The sequence below is a fragment of the Arthrobacter sp. 4R501 genome (assembly GCF_002929755.1).
Classification (GTDB): domain Bacteria; phylum Actinomycetota; class Actinomycetes; order Actinomycetales; family Micrococcaceae; genus Arthrobacter.
Window position 1 is genome coordinate 137,713 of the sequence record NZ_PJIW01000012.1, and the last position, 20,380, is coordinate 158,092.

Annotated in this window: 16 protein-coding genes and 2 pseudogenes; 6 read left to right on the plus strand and 12 right to left on the minus strand. The window is 61.8% G+C overall.

Annotated elements, in window-relative coordinates; translation table 11 throughout:
• Positions 1 to 180: 180 nt before the first annotated feature.
• Genes CXR02_RS13710 through CXR02_RS13725 form a run of 4 tightly spaced genes read right to left on the minus strand, consistent with a single transcriptional unit; the run spans position 181 to position 4,843 of the window.
• The gene (locus CXR02_RS13710; RefSeq protein WP_104062512.1) at positions 181 to 573 is read right to left on the minus strand and encodes a hypothetical protein; all 393 of its coding nucleotides are present in this window, start codon (positions 571 to 573) and stop codon (positions 181 to 183) included.
• Positions 573 to 2,546, minus strand: coding sequence for an AAA family ATPase (locus CXR02_RS13715; RefSeq protein ID WP_104062513.1), 1,974 nt, complete (start codon positions 2,544 to 2,546; stop codon positions 573 to 575). The genes CXR02_RS13710 and CXR02_RS13715 overlap by 1 nt, the downstream gene beginning before the upstream one ends.
• A complete protein-coding gene (locus CXR02_RS13720) occupies positions 2,543 to 2,800 on the minus strand; it encodes a hypothetical protein (RefSeq protein WP_104062514.1) in 258 nt (85 codons plus the stop codon). Before CXR02_RS13720 ends, CXR02_RS13715 begins: the two co-directional genes overlap by 4 nt.
• 6 nt (positions 2,801 to 2,806) lie before the next feature.
• Complete coding sequence (locus tag CXR02_RS13725; RefSeq protein ID WP_146072548.1) at positions 2,807 to 4,843, minus strand: DEAD/DEAH box helicase family protein; 2,037 nt, start codon at positions 4,841 to 4,843, stop codon at positions 2,807 to 2,809.
• 361 nt (positions 4,844 to 5,204) lie between these two features.
• Here CXR02_RS13725 and CXR02_RS13730 point away from each other — a divergent pair, with 361 nt between their 5' ends.
• A complete protein-coding gene (locus tag CXR02_RS13730) occupies positions 5,205 to 6,815 on the plus strand; it encodes a hypothetical protein (RefSeq protein ID WP_104062516.1) in 1,611 nt (536 codons plus the stop codon).
• 581 nt (positions 6,816 to 7,396) lie between these two features.
• On the opposite strand, the gene CXR02_RS13735 is transcribed toward CXR02_RS13730, so the two are convergent.
• The 5 genes and pseudogenes from CXR02_RS13735 to CXR02_RS13750 all read right to left on the minus strand — a co-directional run bounded on the left by CXR02_RS13735 (position 7,397) and on the right by CXR02_RS13750 (position 12,346).
• Positions 7,397 to 8,461 carry a DUF3800 domain-containing protein gene (locus CXR02_RS13735; RefSeq protein ID WP_146072549.1) on the minus strand — a complete coding sequence of 355 codons (1,065 nt, stop codon included), beginning with the start codon at positions 8,459 to 8,461 and terminating at the stop codon, positions 7,397 to 7,399.
• Positions 8,462 to 8,621: 160 nt separating this feature from the next.
• Positions 8,622 to 9,827: a Shedu immune nuclease family protein gene (locus CXR02_RS13740; RefSeq protein ID WP_219816433.1), complete on the minus strand. Its 1,206-nt coding sequence runs from the start codon at positions 9,825 to 9,827 to the stop codon at positions 8,622 to 8,624.
• Positions 9,828 to 10,313: 486 nt separating this feature from the next.
• A complete protein-coding gene (locus tag CXR02_RS23225) occupies positions 10,314 to 10,508 on the minus strand; it encodes a hypothetical protein (protein WP_308470688.1) in 195 nt (64 codons plus the stop codon).
• A gap of 67 nt (positions 10,509 to 10,575) precedes the next feature.
• Positions 10,576 to 10,824 (minus strand): annotated as a pseudogene (locus CXR02_RS23275) (hypothetical protein); the annotation flags it as partial.
• A gap of 235 nt (positions 10,825 to 11,059) precedes the next feature.
• Positions 11,060 to 12,346 carry a GAF domain-containing protein gene (locus tag CXR02_RS13750; protein ID WP_104062520.1) on the minus strand — a complete coding sequence of 429 codons (1,287 nt, stop codon included), beginning with the start codon at positions 12,344 to 12,346 and terminating at the stop codon, positions 11,060 to 11,062.
• Positions 12,347 to 12,528: 182 nt separating this feature from the next.
• Here CXR02_RS13750 and CXR02_RS13755 point away from each other — a divergent pair, with 182 nt between their 5' ends.
• From CXR02_RS13755 to CXR02_RS13765, 3 genes are all read left to right on the plus strand, one after another.
• Positions 12,529 to 14,319: an NAD(P)/FAD-dependent oxidoreductase gene (locus tag CXR02_RS13755; RefSeq protein ID WP_104062521.1), complete on the plus strand. Its 1,791-nt coding sequence runs from the start codon at positions 12,529 to 12,531 to the stop codon at positions 14,317 to 14,319.
• Positions 14,320 to 14,375: 56 nt separating this feature from the next.
• Positions 14,376 to 15,431, plus strand: coding sequence for a 2,3-butanediol dehydrogenase (locus CXR02_RS13760; protein WP_104062522.1), 1,056 nt, complete (start codon positions 14,376 to 14,378; stop codon positions 15,429 to 15,431).
• Positions 15,432 to 15,645: 214 nt separating this feature from the next.
• Positions 15,646 to 16,140: a hypothetical protein gene (locus CXR02_RS13765; RefSeq protein WP_104062523.1), complete on the plus strand. Its 495-nt coding sequence runs from the start codon at positions 15,646 to 15,648 to the stop codon at positions 16,138 to 16,140.
• 599 nt (positions 16,141 to 16,739) lie between these two features.
• On the opposite strand, the gene CXR02_RS13770 is transcribed toward CXR02_RS13765, so the two are convergent.
• Both CXR02_RS13770 and CXR02_RS13775 read right to left on the minus strand, forming a co-directional pair.
• Positions 16,740 to 17,162, minus strand: coding sequence for an alkaline phosphatase D family protein (locus tag CXR02_RS13770; protein WP_258060967.1), 423 nt, complete (start codon positions 17,160 to 17,162; stop codon positions 16,740 to 16,742).
• Between the two features lie 110 nt (positions 17,163 to 17,272).
• A complete protein-coding gene (locus CXR02_RS13775; RefSeq protein ID WP_104062524.1) occupies positions 17,273 to 18,532 on the minus strand; it encodes a S8 family serine peptidase in 1,260 nt (419 codons plus the stop codon).
• 215 nt (positions 18,533 to 18,747) lie between these two features.
• Between CXR02_RS13775 and CXR02_RS13780 the strand changes: the two genes are divergently transcribed.
• Positions 18,748 to 19,146, plus strand: coding sequence for a DUF6416 domain-containing protein (locus CXR02_RS13780; protein WP_104062525.1), 399 nt, complete (start codon positions 18,748 to 18,750; stop codon positions 19,144 to 19,146).
• A gap of 81 nt (positions 19,147 to 19,227) precedes the next feature.
• Positions 19,228 to 19,612: pseudogene (locus CXR02_RS13785) on the plus strand (GyrI-like domain-containing protein); the annotation flags it as partial.
• A 38-nt stretch (positions 19,613 to 19,650) separates the two neighbouring features.
• Here the strand turns inward: CXR02_RS13785 and CXR02_RS13790 are convergent.
• Positions 19,651 to 20,250: a hypothetical protein gene (locus tag CXR02_RS13790; RefSeq protein ID WP_104062526.1), complete on the minus strand. Its 600-nt coding sequence runs from the start codon at positions 20,248 to 20,250 to the stop codon at positions 19,651 to 19,653.
• Between the last annotated feature and the right edge of the window lie 130 nt (positions 20,251 to 20,380).

The following is a 20,380-nucleotide window of genomic DNA, read 5'->3' on the forward strand; positions in this document are numbered from 1 at the left end:
CGGGTCCGGCGGTCCAGGCAAGGATCCCTGATTACCTAGACTGGTTAGAGGTTCTCCTCCTGCGGGCCATTGGGTCAAGTCGAAGGAGACGGTCGCATAATCTTCAAGCGTGCGGGCGAGTAGTTCGCGAACACGTCCCGTATCCGTACGATCTGGGTCCACATGCACCACAATAGGATGTCACTCCCTATCGATAATAGAGGCTTCAGGTCCATCACCAAGCAAATCGGCGAGCGTTTCGCTGCCGTCGAGCCTGCGTGCCATGTCCCGCACACCGACCTCGGCCAGCTTCTCAGCCGTCGAAAAGGGCCGGTCAGGGTCGCCGAGCCCAAGGATTTGGAAGAGATCACGCAGCGTCGTGCCGCTCTCGACTGCCTCGGCGTGATACTTCGTGATGTAACCACCCGCAGGAGCTTCGTCCAGGTTAAGACCAGCGCCAATTGCATACGAGATGGCTAAGCGGTAGGCGTCCTGCTGGTTGCCTCCGAAGTGGTCATGCGCTATTTTCGCGATGGCATCGTTAGCTTCTGGAGTGAGGCCAATCTGCTTCTTATCGTCCTTCTCGTTGGCCATCACTGTGTCCTCTCGATGGCGGCTTCCTCGGGATCGTGGTTCGGTCGGTAGATCCGATACGCCTGACCGATGCGCTTGCCCATTATCTTGCGCGCCTGATCTTCGGTCAGTTCACCGGACTGCACCAGGAGGATTGCTTGGCTCCCGAGCTCAGGGACCCATGAGTTGAGCACGTTCTCTCGATGCTCGAGGTCAAGACGTGCAAGGGGGCTGTCCAGCACCACCGGGCCGCCCCGAACGGCGGCACGTTTGAGTGCACCGATCAGCGACAATGCGATGAGCTGACGGCCACCCTCGCTAGTCTTCATCGACGGACCGCGCTTGCCGACGAGGTCCACCCGATAGTCACGGCCGATGGCAACGCGCTCGTAGCCCTCTGGGTGGCGAATGAGCTTCATGAACATATTTGTTGCCGTCGACTCGACCTCGGCACGTGTGCGCTCCTGGTATCTCTCGATAGTTTGGGCGGCAAGGTCTGACACGTACTCAAAGAAGTACGCCTCTGCTGCCAGCGTTGGCTGTCCACCACCGAGCTTCTGCAGGACGCTAGCCAGCCTGTTCTGCTCGGTGTTGATCTTGGTTTCACCTTCAGCGAGCTTGCGGAGAAGAGCCTGGTAGGAATCGATTGCATGTTCAAGCCGGTCCTGTTCACTGCCGAGCTGCCGGATAGCAGCCGCGTCATTGTCCTTGAGGCGGTCTTTGATGGTGCTAAGACGCCGTCTGCGGTCGTATTGCGTGCTGACCACCTTGTTTAACTGGCCCTGTTTGTCCCGATAGGCGTTGGTGGTGTTGGTATCGATCAGTGCTTGGATACGACGCTCAAGCGCAAGGTCAGGGCTGTCACCGGCGGTGTCTCGCAGGCGCTGTAACTCTGCGCCGGCCTCCAAAAGAGCCCCCTGAGTGGCGGCATCCGGCGGCGGAAGCTCCTGATTGCACGTAGGACAAGTGCCGCCGTTAATCTGCTTCTGCAGGAGCTCTTCCCGGTCGCGTGCGGCTTGGATCTCCTTCTGCTTCGCCTGCGCGGCATCGTTCTTCGTTTGGACATCAAGGAGGGCGCTCGTCAGCCTAGATCTCGCCGGTGCGAGCCAGCCACGCACCAGAAGGCCCCGCATCTCCTCACGCAGAGCCTTCTCTTGAGCCTCGCCGCCCTTGATTTGCGATTCGAGGCCCTCCATCTCACGGGCATCCGCCTTAAGATCATCAACAGCTGCGATGCGCTCCAGGACATCCTCAAGATCCAGCTCTGCCTTGCGGAGCGAAGCCATGGTGTCGGATCGGTCTTTGTCCAGGCTCTCCCGCCCAGACTTGAGCTCACGGAGTTGGCGCCGGGCGTTCTCGGCCTCCTTCTGGTTCTTCATCGCCTTGGCCTGCCGTTGCATGACGTCGTCACGCATGATTCCGATGTCGCGCGAAGCCAGCTGAAGTGCGGGGATGCCGAGAACGCTCTCGATGCTGCCCCGCAAAAGGTCGCGCTCTCGGTCAGAGTTGAGACGGTCGTAGAAGTCCCGGAGAAGCTCACCGTCAAACAGGAAAAACTCTGAGATCTGCGGGTGCAGGAGCCGCCCGATCTCGGCATCGATTGAAGCCTGCTGCACGACGTTGGCACCGATGCGCAAATCAGTGGTCACTCGCGGCGTGCCTCCACCATCGAAGGTCGCTGTCCGGGTGAGGTGATAATTCTGGCCGTTGGCGCTGAATTTGATCCCGACCTGCATATCCGTCTCGCCGTCAGCACGGGCAGGACGGTTCATGTAGTCAGCGAGGCTACGCGCGGACTCCGCCGGGGTCTTGCCGGCCTCGGGTGCACCGTAGAGGCACCAACGTAGCGCACGAAAAATGCTGGTCTTGCCGAGTGTGTTCTCACCGTGGATTACGACCACGGGGGACTCCGGCTCGGTGGTGAGGCTGAGGTCATCGATCTCGCGGTACGGCCCGAAGTTCTTCAGGCTGATGCTCTCGAATCGCAGTGTCATTCGTTCATCAACTCCAGCCGCGCCAGGATTCGTTCGCTGACGTGCCCCTGCAGCTGGCGTAGTTCGCGCTTGAACTTCGATCGGTCATCATCGAACTGGTAGCGCCATGCCAGGCGCACGATCTGTTCGTAGTCGTCGGCCTCGAACGAGTCGATGGCGAATCCGAACCGCTCCCGGTCGGCGACTTCGGCCACCTCACGGAGTGCAGAGAGAGCTCCTTCGCGGGCGTGGCTCGTCTGGTCTAATTCATCCATCAGCTGTCAGTCACTTCCTTCTTCCTCATCAAGCAGATCAGGCAATTCGATCGGATCTCGGCTCAGTGCGACGATCACTTTTAGACGCTCGCGGGCCGCAGGGTTGCGCGCCAGCCGCACGAACTCGAGCGCACGCAGCGCCTCGCTCTTCGTCAGAGCTCCACCGATAGGATCAACCAGCATTAGGTCGTGAACTTCGGCGCTCACCTTGCCCGTGGCAGGAGCCCGTCGCAGCACACGGCCCCGTCGTTGAATGTATTCACGCTTAACTGTGGAGCTTGCCAGGATCATGGCGTGGTCCGTGACTGGGATGTCGATTCCCTCGTCGAGGCAGCGGATAGCGACGACGATCCCTCCGTGCTCAGCCAGGCTGCGGATCACGGAGTCACGATCACTCGGCATGCCGGAGTAAAAGGCCAGCGCGGGAAGGCCGGCCCCTAGGCACCCGTCGATCACGGCATGGAGCTGTGCGACGTCATCGCAGTAGACGAGCCATCTATGGCCGGGCCGGTACTCGCTCACCAGGATGTCGACGGCGGTCGGGACCTTACTGCGGGCCTGCTTGAGGACACGAGAGCGCTTTATGAGTAGCATCTGGAGCGGGCTGTCAGGGTCACCCATCGCTTCCCCTTGAGCTACCAGCTGGCCGATCCGCTTCGTCAGATGGTCGTACTCCTCTTGCTCGTCGTCGTCCAAGGTCACTTCATGCAATCGGTAATCATAGGGCACGAGGAGTCCGAGCATGAGCGCCTCAGCGAGTCCAATGACTGGGGAGAGCACTGGACCGAAGAAACCGATGAGACGGTCGGTGCCGTCGTCATCGAACTGACGACGGAAGGTTGCACTCAGACCCAACGTTGCGCCACACGCCGATTGCTCAAGCGTAGGCAGCACCTTCTTGCTGCCTACACGGTGCATTTCGTCGGCCACTAGGAGTAGGTGGCTGCCCGATTTCAGACGTCGCTGGAAGTCCTCGGACGCAAAGGTGGCGTTGGTGGCAACAACTACCCGGCGCAGGTCGGCGGAGTTTCCGGGCGCAGTGAAAGTGGGCAGCAGTTGCATCCAATCTTTCTTGCTGCTGCCGGCGCCGGCGGGCAGAATCTGGACCGCACCGAGCTCACTCTCGACCTCGCGGATCCATTGAGCATGCAGCTCCCGGCCCGGAACCAGGATGACCGCCGCGCCTCCTGCGTTGGTCCAGCGCTTTACGCCCTCTATCGCAGTGAGTGTCTTTCCGGCACCGGTAGCGAAATTCACGATGCCACTATGACTTTGAGCTTCCCAGTCATCAAGGACCAGACGCTGGTGCTCCATTAGTGGCCGGCCGACCACCTGAGTGAGCCTGCGGCCCTGATGAAGTCGGACCTCATCGAGGGCGTGGTCGAGGTCCTCGTCGGCCACTGCCTCAAGTTGTTCGCGGGTGACTTGGTCGAGCCGGGCGATCAGGACACCCGGCTCCCTACCCCGCCAGATATCCTGGAAGCTGTCGGCGTGTTCGCGAGTACGTAGTAGTTCCTGTTCGTTCCGCCAGCTGCACGAGACATCGAACGACTCATGGTTGTATCCCCAGGCACGCCATGTTTCATTGGCGCTACCCCTGAAGGAGACGCGCTTCCCCTCGAGGTCCTCGAAGATGCCAAGCTTGTCATGAAACAGACCACTCGGCTTATCGGCGAACGCGATCCGAACGTCCATGATGTCGTTGGCGATCAGTGTCGCCATCAGCCTCGTTGCCGGCACGGTGGCCGGGTCGTTAAGCAGGCGCTCCAAGTCTTCACGGACGGTCTCTTGCGCACGTCGACCGATCTCGTCACCCTGCTTCATTGCGTCGAAGTCCTCAGGGGTCAATGCCGGCGAGCACACCAGGCGTAAGCGCCCTCCCCGTCGAGCGAAGTCGGTGAATGCGAGCCCGACAACCTGGTACAGGGTGCTGGAAAAGTAACCGACCGCTCTGTCGTAGCGCACTGCTTCCTGCAGGCAGGGGATGTAGAAGTCATCGAGCAAGGCGTCGCGCCCAGACCGATAGCTTGTCTGCAGACTCAAATCCTCCAACACGACGTCGATCGCCCCCTCGTAGCCCCCTGCGAGCCTACGAAATTGTAACCGTCTGAAGTGCCGAAATCGGGAAGCTGGAGGTCGCTATTTTTAAACCGCACGGGATGTTGCGGTTTCCGGACCGTTAATCGTCTAAGGCCGGAATAAATAGGCAACTAGATACATGGCATGTCGCAGTTTGAGTCTGATTTTCCAATTTGGTAGATCCCGTCGAGGTTGGTGCATTTCGCTGTCGTTTCAATTGCGAATGAAGCCGGAGTTGCTAGTAGCCTTTCCCCAGAGATTGAAAGGTCTATGGCCTGCTCAGTATCGGTTTTCGGGCTGATGCGATCAGCTGAATTGGGGACGAATGGAACTTCTGTATGTAACTGAGTTCGAAGCTACCTGGGCGCTACCGGCGGCCACTGATGATCTCTACATGCATGTACTTGGCGCGGTAGAAAAGTGGCTGCACGGCGGTGGGCAAGGCCCAAAAACCGCCGACTTCGCGATGGATGGAAGCCTGAAGATTCTTGCCCACGACACCTGGGGCCGGAGGAACCCAGACAGAAACCTGAGGTGGGAATCACTGGCCGCCGGCAAAAGCCGGGCAATGAGACTGCAAATCGTCCAAGCGCTTGAAACTGGCGCTGATGCTTCGTTGATTACACGCTGCACCGTCTCCACGTTGCCTTCCGGTGTCTTGGTCCGCATCAGCTTGGGACGCGAAGAATCCTCGGGGCGACTGTCGCCTCTGGCAACTACGTCAATATTCCAGCCGGGTCTTGTCCGGATTTTGTATGACGATCCACAAATCGTTGCACGATCGGCCGGCCAGCTTCTCGACTCGAGATACTTGCAGGTGCGTTCGCCTGACGACGTCATTGTCTGGTCCGAAGCACTTCAGGACCGGAAAAGACTTCCCATTATCCTCGTCCATCCGCGCAGTAATGAGACTTGGAACTTGGCCGGTATTTTGGCTAAAAAGTTGATTGGCTTGGCCCGGGTCGCTACCGTCAACTTTCACACGGCACAGTCCCTGCGTGCCCAGAACCCTGGTGTGGCAGTGCCATTTGGCGGTGCCTTGTTGATTTGGTCTGACTGCGCAGTGAAGGGCCCGGGCTGGACCCAGAATGATATAGACGGCCGGACTGCGCCTGTTGTGTTGCAGGAAGCTATGCGTCATTTGGCCGCAGTTTCCGTCCTAGTTCGTGGCAGAGACAACGGGTGGCGGGATGTGCGATCAGCCGTCGACAAAGCGGCGTCGGCAAAACTGGAAGCCAGATTGAAGGTCGCCCGTTCCACAGGCAACAAGGCGGAAGAATTAGCGACGCTGAATGAGACGATAACGAAGTTGCATGCTGACGTCGACACGTGGCGCGAGCTGTCAGAACTTGAAGAGCAACGGGCCAACAGCCTTCAGCAGGATGCAGAATCTGCTCGTCGACATCAGGCGGATGCCAACTACTGGCGTGAACAGTACACCGCACAAGTATCTGAACCAATTGAAGTCACGGATCCGTGGACAGTCATTCCGATGCTATTGCCAGGCGAGAACCCCTCGGACGTTTTCCGGGCCATAGAAGATGCGTCGGAAGGTCATATTGCCTTCACGGCTGCGGCAGAAGCCTCCTGGCGCAGCATCGACTACCCGGATCCTGCGGACATGACAGATAAAGTGATCCGGCTGGCACGCGCAGCCGAGCAGCTGTACAGCGGTCCCTCAGACGGAATGGGTCATCTAGGCAGCTGGTTTAAGACTAACTTCGGGTTGAATGTCGCTATGAAGGACCAGACCATCGGCCAAGACCGGAAGCTTCGGGCGTTTAGGTTCGAGGATGAGGTTTATTCGCAGGAACCGCATGTCAAAGTACGCGACGCGGTAAAGCCCAACGAAGTCGGGAGAATCTACTTCGATCTAGACAAAGCGAGGGGACGAATCGTCGTCAACCACGTTGGGCTGAAGCTGTATGGGATCTAGTGGTGCCTCTACGTTTCTGGCTTGACGGTTTTGAACGTGGCGAGGCCGCGGGCAACCGTTTTGAGGACAAATCCCGCTGTTGCCGTTCACGTCAGGGCCCGGCGGGCTCATCGTCGTGGGCAGGTAGCGCTCGATCGCCGAGATCAGATCGGGCATGGAATGAAGCAACTTATCACGGCCCATTCCTCCACCCGGCCGAGCCCTGACCAGGTTCTTATCAATTTCACAGGACAACGTCGACCTCTGAAGGCCAGTGGGACTTTTCCGCGTGAACCGCCGGTCTTCAGGGTCTGCGTATTCCTGGCCGCAACGACCGACCCAGACGCTGGGTTTCAACGGGCTCAACCACGATCGCCGTCATGGATTTGGGTCCGCCAACTTTTTGGCAACGGACGTAATCAGTTGGCAGTCACCCAAGCTGCCCATACGCTTCCCCTGTCAATTACTAATCTGCGCTCATAACATCAGACCAGTGCCCACCACCATGCGGCATATCAGACCTGCAGCTCGTTTTGGTGGTCGCAGAGGGCAATTACCGTGGTTTCAACTCGTTCGGATTCGACCGGCTCAACCACCGGGCCTTAAGGACCAGCAGTTTCTCCTAAGTCCGGAAGTTCCCTATTCGTCAACTGCTTCCAGCTTGCGCCATTGCCCCAGAGGGAGTTGGCATCCACATATGGTTGCAGGGCGGTGAGCATCTCGTCTGAAGCAGAGCCCTCTAAAGCCGCGGTTGCAACGGCCCGCCCAACTCCGGCAACGAGATCAGCAACTTGAATCCGCGGATCCTTTGTCGAATCGACAAGGACGATGCCGGTCAGGGGTACAGGCTTAATGCCGTACTTTCGGAATTCCAGCGGAACATCGTTGAGTCCCTGAACGAGTTGGCTCACGGCGGTAGGCGTTAGCGTGTTTTGTTCGTCATGCACGATGGTGATCGGGGTTTTCAACTTCTCGTGCCAGGTTCGAGCGGTCTGAGCTATGGTGGGGATCAACGGCTCCAACGCTCGGTAGCCGGTCCCGTCGGTGATGCTTCGTTGGAACTCTTCTGCGTGGTCGCGTGATTTCCAAACCAGGTCGAGAACACCCTCGACAGTTTTTTTAGTCCCTTTCAAACGAAGCCTGTCGACGGTCGAAAAGAACTCATCAACAGTTGTTTTGGCACCATTGTTTTGCGTCATCCGCATGAGTGAGTTGAAGGAACTGAGGAGTTCGGTCCAGTCCGCTGCAGCGAAGGCCTTCGGCCCGTCCCGGTAGAAACGGTATGCAAGCCGCCTAGCCTTGCCCCCCGTGTACAAGTCAACACCGTTTGCATAGGCAAGTTCTTCCACCAGAAGGTCGATGACCTTGCCGACGACGAAATAGTACTTTTCCGCTAAGACGACATTGGCTCGCCCCATAATCGGACCGCCACCACCGAAGAGATCAAGCACAATCGGTAGATTCCTTGGAGTAAGAAGATTTTTTGTCTTGAACTCGCTGGAACGGCTTCCCGTCTCGGCCCGCAAAGCGGCAATTATCTCCGCGGCCTCATCGGGGCGTAAGTCAACGCTCCCATGAGCGAACACAGTAGTTGTGCCGGCTATAAGATTCTCACCATCGTTGCCGGATTCGTCGCAGCAAATTTCTGTTTCCGGTACTTCTGGCAAGACAACCCCTTCAGGTCCTGGGTCAAGTAAGAGTTGCGCTGAACTAACTTAGACGTTTCTTGACGGCGCTCTGGAGCGATTTCTTCACGCAGTCATCTATGGCTGCGGCAACCTCACTGCTGGGATGACTCTGCTAAGGAGACCCTTCCCAAGCCCCTTGCTATGCGCCGGAAGCCGTTTGCTGCTGGTCCTCCGGACTCCCTGCAGCCTCAGACTCAGCCTCGGCTAAAGCAACTTGCCACTGAGCACGCCCAAGAAGCTCATCGAAAGTGAGCACCTCGGGTTCATATAAGTTGCGGCGATAGAGTTCGAAGCAACGGTACTTGTCCTCGTGCACCGCTTCCTCCTTCTTGAACTCAGCAAGACTGCCAGCGATTAGGAAGGAACGGGGACGGTGAAGATAAGTGCCCCGTCCAGACAAGCGGAAACCTTCCGGATCTTTGTCAGCAAGAAACGCGCCTATTTGTTGAACCGCGAGGTAAACGGTCTGCTGGACTTGTGCGACTCCGCCGGACAGCTCGTCAGTGGGCGAATAGCTGCCTGACCTGTAGGGGTCGGGCCCGCGGAGGAGGTCGGTCCGGTGATGCTTGATCTCGGCAAAAACCATGGACCTAATTTCTCCGTTGGTACGGAGTAGTCCATCGGTTCGCTTCCCCGGCATCGTGATTGATTTCCCGGTAACCGTCTGTTCGAGCTTGTCGTCGGACCAACTAGTTAGCAGCTGCCCGGACAAGTTGGCCCCGAGAATCCAAGGGTTCCGTTCGAGAAACTTCTGCCATACGCCCTCGGGCCCACAGTTTAGTTCGCTTTTCACGCTGTCGAAGTGCGCGTCGTCGTTCAGTAGCTTTTCAAACTCAGCAACTGTCGCCTTGCGGGATGCGATAGCGATCACATCAGCAGCCGAAATATCGTTCTCGATAAGAGAGCGCAGTTCCTCACTGTGGTTTACGTAAGCTCGTTTGAAGGCTGTCGGGTCTGAGAATGCCGCCTCCAGGAGTCGGTCGTCGATGCGGGCGCTGGTTTCACCTGCCGGCGATACATCTTTGAGCAACGAGATGTAGTCAATCAGCGTCTGAGCATCCTCATCTCTCAACGTCAGCAGGGGCTCCAAACGCGGGGCGTTGGGCTTCTGCGGGACCCTCTGAATCTGAATCTGCCGTACGCGGCCGGTTTCCCGAACAACTAGAGATGAGATCTGGGTGCGCGTGCGGGACGAACTTGTCAACGTGGTCTCCGTTTTCTCGAAGGAGGGATCGGCGTCGTCGAGTGGATCTTCATCGACCGTGTCGAAGACCTTGACGACGAAGCGTGATGGCTCGTTCTCATCAGACGAACCATGACGCGCAAAAGGAAATGATTGGCTCATGTATGTAAAGCCAGCGAGTCTCCCGCGGGCGTAAGTCACCTCGTCGGCCGATGGAGCGGCGTTAGCCATGTCCATCAGCTCATTCCAAGACTTTTGCATTCCGGGCCCCAATCAATCCACAACCGTACCCAGATGCGGCCCCGGTCTCTCTTCCCGATCATAGGGCAGCGGGGGACAATCCCGATGCGGCTGCCCGGAGGCATTTTCTGAGGCCTCCGAAGGTGACGAAAAAGTGACGGAAAGTCTGGGAATCGGCAGAAAAAGAATGGAACTAGCAAGAATGCCAATTTGTCAAGAACCAGCGAAAAACCCCCAAGAAGCAGTGGTTTCTAGGGGGTCTGTCCCGAGCTTCCTATCAGAATCGAACTGATGACCTTTTCATTACGAGTGAAAAGGTCACCTTTCCAGTGTTCTTGTCTTACGGGGTAGCTCTGTGGTGTGGGGAGGTCGCCTAGAGTGGGGGGACGTTGCCTCGATTTCGAGAGCTCAACGCCCTGCCGCAACTGCAGCTACCTCAACCTGCACCCCCGCGTCGCGGAACTTCTGCACCTGCTCGGGGTGGGAGCCGTCGTCCGTCACCAAAGTCCAGGGGAGCGCGAGGCGTGCCCAGGCATGGAACGGTCTCAGGTCGAGCTTGGACGAATCCGCCAGCACGTAGACGTTGTTGCCGCACCGGGCCATGAGCTACCTTGAGCCCGGTCTGGGCGTGGTCGGTCTCGCAGATGTCGTCCACTGCGGTGACGGCGTCAGCGCCAAGGAATGCCCGGTCAAAGCTCAGGCGCTCCAAAGCGGCTTTGGCCAGCGGACCGACGAACCTTTGGCTGAGGCTTGGCAGCCGTCCGCCCAAGCAGTCCACCTCAATGCCATCGGATTGGGCCAGTTTCTGCATAGAGTCGATGCCCGGCGTGGTCACGGAATAGCTTCTCAACGCCACGCAGTCCGTGGGCAAGGGCGCCCGTGGTGGAGCCGGCGTCGAGGAGGATGTTCTTCCGGGCACGATTACGGACGCCGCCCAGCGGGCGATGGGGTGCTTCTGCTCGAACGCCTCCCCGGGGCTTGCCGCAGCGACGCCTCCGGGTGTGAACCCGCGGCCACGGCGTCGCCGGCTTCGGGCCCACAGTGGAGGCCGTCACCTCGAACCGAATGGGTAGCGCATTTGGTTCCACAAGGCTAACCATCGGGGTTACGACAGGCTCAACCAATGAAGGCAGGTCAAACCATCGGGGACATGCTTAACCACCGACAACGGACGACGCCCGGAACGACAAGTACCGCGCATCCCCGTGACCCACCAGCCGGCCCAGTGCCTCGACTGCCTCAAAATCCGCGGAGCCCATGTCCGTGGACAGCCAGCGGATGAGGAGCCCGGCGTCGCCGCTGGACCGCACGGCGGAACCGAGGGCCAGGTCCAGCTGGTCCCGGAGCAGCTGCACCGCCAGGGCGCCTGAGCGGCTGAGCAGGGGAGCCCGGTACGCCTCCAAAGCGTCGGCCACCCGCCCCTCGTGCAGCAGCTGCAGGACCCGCCCCGAGTCCGAACGTCCGGTCAGGCCCGCGACGAACCGGTAAGGGTTCGACTCCACGGCATCGCCCAGCATCGAGCGGACCCGGAACATCTCCGTGCGGATGGCGGCCGTGGTGCCCGCATCACCGTAGAGCTCATAGGCCAGCTCCTCAGCCGACCAGCCCTGGGCGCGTGAATCCAGCAGCGCCAGGATCTCCGCCCGGCGCAGGGTCAGCGGCGCCCGGCTGCCGTCCCGGAACACCGCGGCAGGCCTGTCCCCGAGCAGCTCCAGCGACTCAACGGCCGCAACCGGCCGGCGGACGGGTTGCCGGGACGCACTCCGGGGAGGTGAGGCACTCACGGAAGTCCCGCCGTCGGGCGTTCCCAACAGAGCCTCAGCCACCCGGACCGCGCACCGCACCATCCGCAGCGTATCCGCGCTGAGGGTGTCCAGCGGTCCGGAGACGTCGAGCACGCCCAGCAGCCGGCCCGTGGCCGGGTCCGTGATGGGTGCCGCCGTGCAGGCCCACTCGTGATGTGTGCGGACCAGGTGCTCGGCGGAGAACAGCTGCACCGGCCGGCCGGTGACCAGCGCCTCGCTGATGGCGTTGGTGCCGATGCCGGCCTCGGACCAGTCGGCCCCTTCGGAAAACTCCAGCCGGTCCGCCCGCCGCAGCACGTCCGGGCTGCCCACCCGCCACAGGATCTCGCCGCGGGCATCGGTCAGCACCAGCAGGTGTCGGCCGGAACTGGAGTCGTCGGCCAGCAGGTCGTGCAGCGCCGGCATGACCTGCTGCAGCCGGTGCTCCCGCCGCAGCTCCAGGACGTCGGCGGCGTCGTGCAGGTGCCGCGGGCTGTGCTGGTCCGGGCTGATGCCCAGGGCCATGGAGCGGCGCCACGAATCCGCCAGGTCGTTGGGGATCTCCGGGCGCGGGACGCCGGAGATGACCAGTTCGTGGGCGCGGCGCAGGGCGCGCGAGTACTTCGCCGGGTCCGAAAACCTCAGGCCGTAGTCCAAAACAGTGTCCTCCTCACCGGCGGCGTCCTTGCCGGCAGTGCCCGTGTAACGCGGCTGTTACCCCCACTGCGTTCCACTAGTGATGCAGCTCACGCCCGTCCCAGCATAGCGCAGGGGATCCCGGCGGGACGGGGCCGCCGGGACCACCAGAGACACGGACCATAAGACACAAAGGAGTGGCAATGACCGAAACACCCACCGCAGCCGCGCAGGCCTGGCTGACGGAACTGGATACCGCCCTGCAGCGGCGCGACGTGGACGCCGCACTGGAGCTTTTCGAGGACGACAGCTACTGGCGCGACTTCGTGGCGTTCACCTGGAACCTGAAAACGCTGGAAGGCAAGGCGGACATCCTGCAGATGCTCGAGGCCACCCTGGACCACGTGCAGCCCGCCCACTGGATTCTGGCCGAGGAGGCCACGGGCGACGCCGGCACCACAGAAGCCTGGATCACGTTCGAAACCGCCGCCGCCCGCGGCTACGGCCACCTCCGGCTGCGGAACGGCAAATGCTGGACTCTGCTCACCACCATGCAGGAGCTGAAAGGCTTCGAGGAGAAGAAGGGGACGCGCCGCGAGAAGAGCGTGGCGCACGAAATCATCAAGGGCCGCCGCTCCTGGCTGGAACAGAAGGAGGAGCGCGAGGCGCGGCTCGGCTACGAGGAGCAGCCCTACACCGTCATCATCGGCGGCGGGCAGGGCGGCATCGGCCTCGCGGCCCGGCTGCGGCGCCTGGGCGTCCCCACCCTCGTCATCGAGAAGAACGAGAAGCCGGGCGACTCCTGGCGGAACCGCTACAAGTCCCTGCACCTGCACGACCCCGTCTGGTACGACCACATGCCCTACCTGAAGTTCCCCGACGACTGGCCCGTCTTCGCCGCCAAGGACAAGATCGGCGACTGGCTGGAGCACTACACCCGCATCATGGAGCTGAACTATTGGGGCGGCACTGAGTGCGTGGGCGCCGAGTTCGACGACGGCACCCAGGAATGGGTGGTCCGTGTAGTCCGCGATGGGTCACCGGTGACCCTGCGGCCTAAGCAGCTTGTCTTCGCCCTGGGCGTCTCGGGCTACCCGAACATTCCCGCGTTCGACGGCGCGGGTTCCTTCCTGGGGGAGCAACGGCATTCCTCGCAGCACCCGGGCGGTGGAGACTGGACCGGGAAGAAGGCCGTGGTGATCGGCTCCAACAACTCCGCGCACGATATCTGCGCGGACCTGTGGGAGCACGGCGCCGACGTCACCATGGTGCAGCGCTCCTCTACACACATCGCCCGCAGCGAGTCGCTGATGGACCTGGCGCTGGGAGACCTGTACTCCGAGAAGGCTTTGGCTGCCGGGGTGACCACGGAGAAGGCCGACCTGCTGTTTGCGTCGCTGCCCATGCGGATCCTGCCCGAGGCGCAGGTGCCGGTGTACAAGGAGATGGCTGCCCGGGATGCCGAGTTCTACTCCCAGCTGGAGGCCGCCGGCTTCGACCTGGACTTCGGCGTGGACGGGTCCGGATTGTTCGTGAAGTACCTGCGGCGCGGCTCCGGCTACTACATCGACGTCGGCGCCTCGCAGCTGATCATCGACGGCCGGGTGCAGCTGCGCTCGGGGGAGGTTTCGAAGATCACCGGGAATGCGGTGGTCCTTGGTGATGGCACCGAGCTTGAGGCGGACCTGATTGTGTACGCCACCGGCTACGGCTCCATGAACGGCTGGCTGGCGGACCTGGTGTCACCCGAGGTGGCAGACCGCGTGGGGAAATGCTGGGGGTACGGCTCGGACACCCCGAAGGACCCGGGCCCCTGGGAAGGGGAGCTGCGCAACATGTGGAAGCCCACCAACGTGCCCAACCTCTGGATCCACGGCGGCAACCTGCACCAAAGCCGGCACTACTCCTCCTACCTGGCCCTGCAGCTCAAAGCCCGCATGGTAGGGCTGGAAACGCCGGTGTACGAACTGCAGCCGACGCACCACGCGCGCTGACGCCCGGTGGTTGAGCCTGTCGAAACCGTCGAAACCCGCTAATTTGAGGAGAAATCATGAAAGCAGCACGTTTTCACGGCAGGAAAGACATCCGGATCGAGGATGTGCCGGAGCCGGAGCTCCGCGCCGGGGCCGTCAAGATCGACGTCGCCTGGTGCGGCATCTGCGGAACCGACCTGCACGAGTACCTCGAAGGCCCCATCTTCGTCCCCGCCCCGGGGCATGCCCACCCGCTCTCGGGGGAGGAGGCTCCGGTGACTTTGGGGCACGAGTTCTCCGGGACTGTGTCTGAAGTCGGCGAAGGGGTGACGGGCCTCGCGAAGGGGGACAACGTCGTCGTCGAACCCTATTTTGTCTGCGACGAACGCGATTCCTGCCAGGCGGGCAATTACCACCTGTGCCGCAAGATGGGGTTCATCGGGCTCTCCGGCGGCGGGGGAGGCCTGAGCGAGAAGATCGTGGTGGACGCCCGCTGGGTGCACCCCATCGGGGATATCCCGCTGGATGAGGCGGCCCTGATCGAGCCGCTGTCCGTGGCGCACCATGCGGTGGCGCGCAGCGGCGTGAAGGCGGGCGACGTGGCGCTGGTGGGCGGTTCGGGTCCGATCGGGTTGCTCACGGCGGCCGTCCTCAAGGGCATGCGGGTGACCACGATCGTCAGCGAGCTGACGCTGGCCCGCAAGGAGAAGGCAGTTTCCAGCGGCGTGGCCGACCATGTGCTGGACCCCAGCAAGGAGGATGTCCCGGCGCGGGTGCTGGAACTCACCGGTGGTACCGGTGCGGACGTCGCCTTCGAATGCGCGGGCGTGAACGCGGTGCTGGACACCATGCTCGACGCCGTTCGGCCGGCGGGCGTGGTGGTCAACGTGTCCATCTGGGGTGCGCCGGCCACAGTGGACATGCAGAAGCTGGTGCTCAAGGAGATCGACCTGCGCGGGACCATCGCCTACGTCCGGGATCACGCGGCGGCCATCAAACTGGTGCAGGAGGGGAAGGTGGACCTCAAGCCGTTCATCACCGGCAGGATCGCGCTGGAGGACCTGGTGGAGCAGGGCTTCGACATCCTGATCAACCACAAGGAGACGGCGGTGAACGTGCTGGTGCACCCTTAGGGGTGGTCGATGGTGCGCTACCTCTTACATCTAATCGAAGTTCTAAGTATGATGGCGCGTGGGTCGGATTCCGGCCAACGACGTCTCACAGCCCGCTCCGGTGCTGTACACAGGGCACGACCCGGACTTAGTACGGCGGACGGTCTCCTCCCCACATTTTGGTGGTGCGCCAGCCCAAACATGCACAACTTCAGGCAAATGGAGGAACCCCAAAATGAGGAAAATTTTGTGGCGTCTGCTGCTCACGGCGCTGCTGGCAGCAATGACGCTGACCGTTCCACAATCGGCCCTGGCCGCACCGCCCGTTACTGCGTATCCTGCCTGCCCCGGCTTTAGCGTCACCATCAATTCAAGTGGCGGGAACCAAGACGTCCGTATGACGCGACTCAAGGACGGCATCATCTACACGATCGTTGCCGGCCGCGGGACGACCATATCGGTGACGAATGCTGATACCGGCGAAACCGTGACTTTCAATACGAAGGGTTCGGTCACCAGGACTGCCACGAACACCACAACGGGCGATATCGAGTTTGCGCTTTCGGGTGCAAACCTGGTCCTGTTGTTCGACAAGGTCGACGTTGGCGGTCCGTCCACCGTCCTGTACACGGGGCTGGTCAGATTCACCACTGACAGCAATTACACCCTGCACGAGCCTATCCAGCAGCAAACAGGTACGCAGCGGGACATCTGTGCAGAGTTGAGGTAGACGCAAGTATCGCCTGGGCAGCGGTAGAGCACTGCTGCCCAGGCGATACTTTGTGCGGCCAATCGTAAGAACTCAAAGAGGGCCGAGGAAAATCGTTGGCGGATGCGCGGAGCGCCGACTTTCCGCAGCAGTGCCTCGTCGCCGGGCGTGGGGACGATCGTCGGACGACTGCTCCCGGAACGCCGCAGAACGGCTAGTCGGCCTGGGTAGACAGCAGCAGTTCCCACCGCTGTCTCCGGCTGGGCGCAGTGGTCGTTGAAGGGTCAAGCCACGAAGCGCGTAGGCATCGTCCACGCCGCCATCAATGCCGCTGCCACGCCTGTATACCTGGCCTCCTGGGCAGCCCGTGAACGCGGCCGCCACGGGCTAGGTATTGGCCTGGCACGGGCAGGAGCAGTGCTGCTGCTGGCCAGCGGATTCCTGGGTGGCCACCTGCGAAGCGGCCGGCCACGCCGCGTAACACGGCTCCCTCGGAACGATACGTAGTTTCGAAAGATCGTGCCGCTCAAACAGCAGGGAAACCCCCGGCTGAGCGGACTCGGCCGGGGGTTTCGACGGGCTGGTTTCGACAGGCTCAACCACCGGGGGTTTCGACATGCTCAACCACCGATGAGGCCGGGCACCCCGTCCTGGATCGCGAAGGAGGCCTTCGTGCTGGCGGGGTGGCCCGGCGTCGTGACGTCGTCCAGCACGCGGAAGTCTGCGGTCATCGCGTCCTTCGTAATGCGGGTGTTCACGTAGCCGCGGTTGTCGTTGTGGAACTTCAGGTGGGGGCTCCAGGCTATGGTCGGGTCCGTGGTGGAGCCGTTGCCGTTGCCGGTGGAGGTGATGGAGGTGTAGACGAGTTCGGAGCAGACCACGGGGGGAGGCGGAGTCCTTGTAGTCGACCTTGAGGTCGTTGGCCCAGTTGCGGTGCACGTCGCAGGTGAGGACCACGGCGTTGCGCACGTTGGCGTCAACCCAGCTTGGGTGATGCGGCGGCGGGACGCGGCGTAGCCGTCCCAGCCGTCCCAGCCGTCCATGGAGACGTCGGCGATGCGGTGACGGGCCGCGCAGCCGGGGAACAACGTCGTCGTCGAACCCTCATTCGTCCGCGGGCAACTGACGGGAGTGTTTCTGTACTGGCTGGAAACTACCGGACGGCGTTGTAGGCGTTCACGCGACCATGTGCCCAGTAGGTGCCAGTGCCGGCGATCTTGTCGGCGGTCGTTTCGACATTGGCGCGGACTGACGTTTGCGTAGCGCCTGGATGTGAGCTCCAAGCAAGCGCGGCGGTTGCGGCGACGATGGCTGAGGACATTGAGGTGCCGTTGCCGACGTCGTACCCCTGGGAGCGGCCGTTTTGGGTACCGAGGTAGAACGGGTGGTTCGGAAAGGTGGAGTAGACGTTGGCCCCTGGCGCTGCGACATCCACCCAACTGGCCCCGTAGGTGGAGAAGGATGCCTTGGCATCGTTGTTGTCGGTTGCGGCGACGGCGATGACGTTAGGGTATGCGCCGGGGTAGATCTTGGTCTGGTTGCCGCCGTTGCCTGCTGCGGCAACGAGCACCACACCATTGCTCCAGGCGTTATTGACGGCAGTTTCGAGCGTGCGTGACGCGCGCACTCCGAGGCTCATGTTGATCACCTTCGCACCGTTATTGACGGACCAGTTGATGGCGTTCACCAGGCCTGAGCTGGATGCGATCCCGCTGTCGTTGAGGACTTTGCCGTCCAGGATCTCGCACCCCGGGCACACGCCGGCGACGCCCATGGCGTTGTTGGCGCTCGCGGCCACAGCGCCGGCAATGTAGGTGCCATGGCCGTAGTTGTCTTCGCCGGTTGCCGCGCCGCTGAAGTTGGCGCGGGCGACCACCTTCGGTGCGATGTCTGCGTTGTCGCTGGCGACGCCGGAATCGAGGACGGCAACTCTGATCTCGCTGCCGGTGGCGACGTCCCATGCTTCGACGGCGTCCACATCAGCGTCTGCTTTGCCGGCGGCTACCACGATGGTGCCGGCGGTGTTGGTAAACGACTGGCCGGTGTTTTGTAGGGCGTACTGGCGCGGGAAATACGTGTCATCCGTCGAGGCAGTCACGAGTTCGTCGGGCTCGGCATACTCAACGGCGGGGTTCCGGCTCAGGGCATCGATGAGCTGCAGTTCCCTGCCGGCCGGTACTTTGATGAGGTGGGCGCCGGTGCTGCCGATGCCAGGGCCGTCGCCAAGGCCGTGCCGGCGCAATATGCCGGCTGCCGCCCTGTCGTCGCGGAATTTGATGATGATTTGGCCCGAGGCGTGCGACTCCTGACTCGCTGCACTGCTGGCAATTGCCGGGCTGCTTGGGGCGGCGAACGCAATTGCACCAAATCCCATAATTACCGCCGCGAAGCCAGCTATAACCTTTTTCATCATCAAACCCCATTGCATGTCGCTTCCATCAGCCCGCACGCAGTGCACGGGTCCAAGGAAGCCAATGCTCCGCCGGTTGCGGTCCATGGTCAACGGTCCCCGCGGACGTCACCCAACATTACGGACGACGGCGGTTTGGCCAGGTGGATCGGGTGTGAAAGACAAGTGCCCCGAAGAGACAGCTGACCTAGACAGAAAAGAGTAGCGGAAACCAAGGCTTGCCGGAGTTCAGGGCGTCCGGATGCGCCCACCGGCTGCCGTCCGGGACCGTCCCCTCCTGGGTTGAGGCCGACGAAGCTCCAGCTATCGCCGCGACCCTGTGGGACAAGATCTCGCCGCAGGGACAAGGAGTTCTCCTTCACTTGATCCGGGGGACCGGTGACGAAGCCGTGCACTTCCTTCCAGAGGAGATCGCCAAGGCGATTTCGCACCCGAAAGGCGCGTCGGGCGTCGCAGGCACTCTCGGTGGCGAGGGGAAGGCCATCCGTCGCGCGGGGCTTCCGATGTACACCACCCCCAAGGGCAATTCCTGGCACTACATCTGGGATTGGGACGGTCAGCGCTACTGCATGACCCCCGAGGTCGCTCGGCTCTTGCGCACGGCCGCCGGTAACTGACAGCAAGGAACCTTCCGATGAGGACTGGCCGGAGCGCGAACGGATCGAATCGCCATGGTTGGGTGTGAGATTGGGTCGATGAGCGAGGCTGGATGCGCGTTGTCCGAGTTCATCCGGCGGCGGCGCATGACCGTCGCCGCGGCCGATGTCATAGGTGGCCGCGACCTGTTGTGGACTTCAGTGCGCTTCGGCTATGGCTCCACCATGCGGCCCGCGTGCCGCTCATTCACCACGGCCCAAACCCGCACATTCAGCGCATATCGCGGCGCGCCCGCAGGGGAGCACCTTCGCCTCAAAGTGCTGAGCAACACCGATCCGGCAGGACTGCTGCAGGTGCGCGCCGACGTCGACCCCGATTACACCGAGGCAGCAGCCTGACTTACCTGCACGGCGTCGCCGTCAGCGAAGGAACGCCGGTGCCCGAGGACCTCGATGCAATCGAGTCCCGGCCGGCACGTGGGCAGTCACCGAGTTGTGGCTGCCGGTGAGGCGCGCCTAGCGGAATTATCGGCCCGTCTGTCTGCGCCGCACATCACTGACCTCGCCCTCTGCAGGGAGCGCCGTGTCAACGAAACTCCCTGACGAGATCTGCCGCTTGACCTGCTCAAGCTCTTCTTTGAGCAGGTCAACGGTGGCGCGGTACCTTTCAAAGTCCGCCGCTCGGCGCCGAGCCACGGCGTAACTGACGACGGCGGCGACAATGGCGAGCGGGAACGACAGGAGCAGGGCCCAGCCGGACACGGCAAGGAAGTCCAGCGCTATGGGAAGTGCCTGCTTGAATGCCAGGAACTCGTTCACGCCACCGACCACCCCGTTCAGCGCGGAGTCCAGGGGGCCCAGATACTGGCCCACGATTGGCGTCCCGGAGAACGACGGGACGGTCAGCGGCGGTTCCCCTCCTGCGGACCATCGGGAATCACGGAATTGGCTCAGGACATAGATCCCGGCACCCGCGTTGAGGGCCGCAAAGAGCAGGACGGAACCAAGCGCCGTCCAATGAAACCTGCGCGGACGCCAGAGGCCGGCCGACAGCGCGAAGACGGCGGCAGCAATCCAGGGAAAGAAGCGGAGTTCGTCGCGGCTCAAGCCACCCAGCAGATCCAATGAATTCCTCGCTCCTTGCCGCCGGTGCCATGCGTGCCCCGGTCCCAGGCGAGCCTATCCCAGTCGCACCGGGCGTCCGCGGCAGATGTTTAACTGTCGTGCCGGCTGGAGTCCAAGGCGTCGAACTGCT

Bases quoted from the DNA above. Each gene is read 5' to 3' on its own strand.
- CXR02_RS13740 (WP_219816433.1), bottom strand. From the start codon at position 9,827: ATGAGCCAATCATTTCCTTTTGCGCGTCATGGTTCGTCTGATGAGAAC.
- CXR02_RS13765 (WP_104062523.1), top strand. From the start codon at position 15,646: ATGAGGAAAATTTTGTGGCGTCTGCTGCTCACGGCGCTGCTGGCAGCA.
- CXR02_RS13760 (WP_104062522.1), top strand. From the start codon at position 14,376: ATGAAAGCAGCACGTTTTCACGGCAGGAAAGACATCCGGATCGAGGAT.
- CXR02_RS23225 (WP_308470688.1), bottom strand. From the start codon at position 10,508: ATGGCCCGGTGCGGCAACAACGTCTACGTGCTGGCGGATTCGTCCAAG.
- CXR02_RS13730 (WP_104062516.1), top strand. From the start codon at position 5,205: ATGGAACTTCTGTATGTAACTGAGTTCGAAGCTACCTGGGCGCTACCG.
- CXR02_RS13755 (WP_104062521.1), top strand. From the start codon at position 12,529: ATGACCGAAACACCCACCGCAGCCGCGCAGGCCTGGCTGACGGAACTG.
- CXR02_RS13770 (WP_258060967.1), bottom strand. From the start codon at position 17,162: ATGGACGGCTGGGACGGCTGGGACGGCTACGCCGCGTCCCGCCGCCGC.
- CXR02_RS13710 (WP_104062512.1), bottom strand. From the start codon at position 573: ATGGCCAACGAGAAGGACGATAAGAAGCAGATTGGCCTCACTCCAGAA.
- CXR02_RS13775 (WP_104062524.1), bottom strand. From the start codon at position 18,532: ATGATGAAAAAGGTTATAGCTGGCTTCGCGGCGGTAATTATGGGATTT.
- CXR02_RS13720 (WP_104062514.1), bottom strand. From the start codon at position 2,800: ATGGATGAATTAGACCAGACGAGCCACGCCCGCGAAGGAGCTCTCTCT.
- CXR02_RS13715 (WP_104062513.1), bottom strand. From the start codon at position 2,546: ATGACACTGCGATTCGAGAGCATCAGCCTGAAGAACTTCGGGCCGTAC.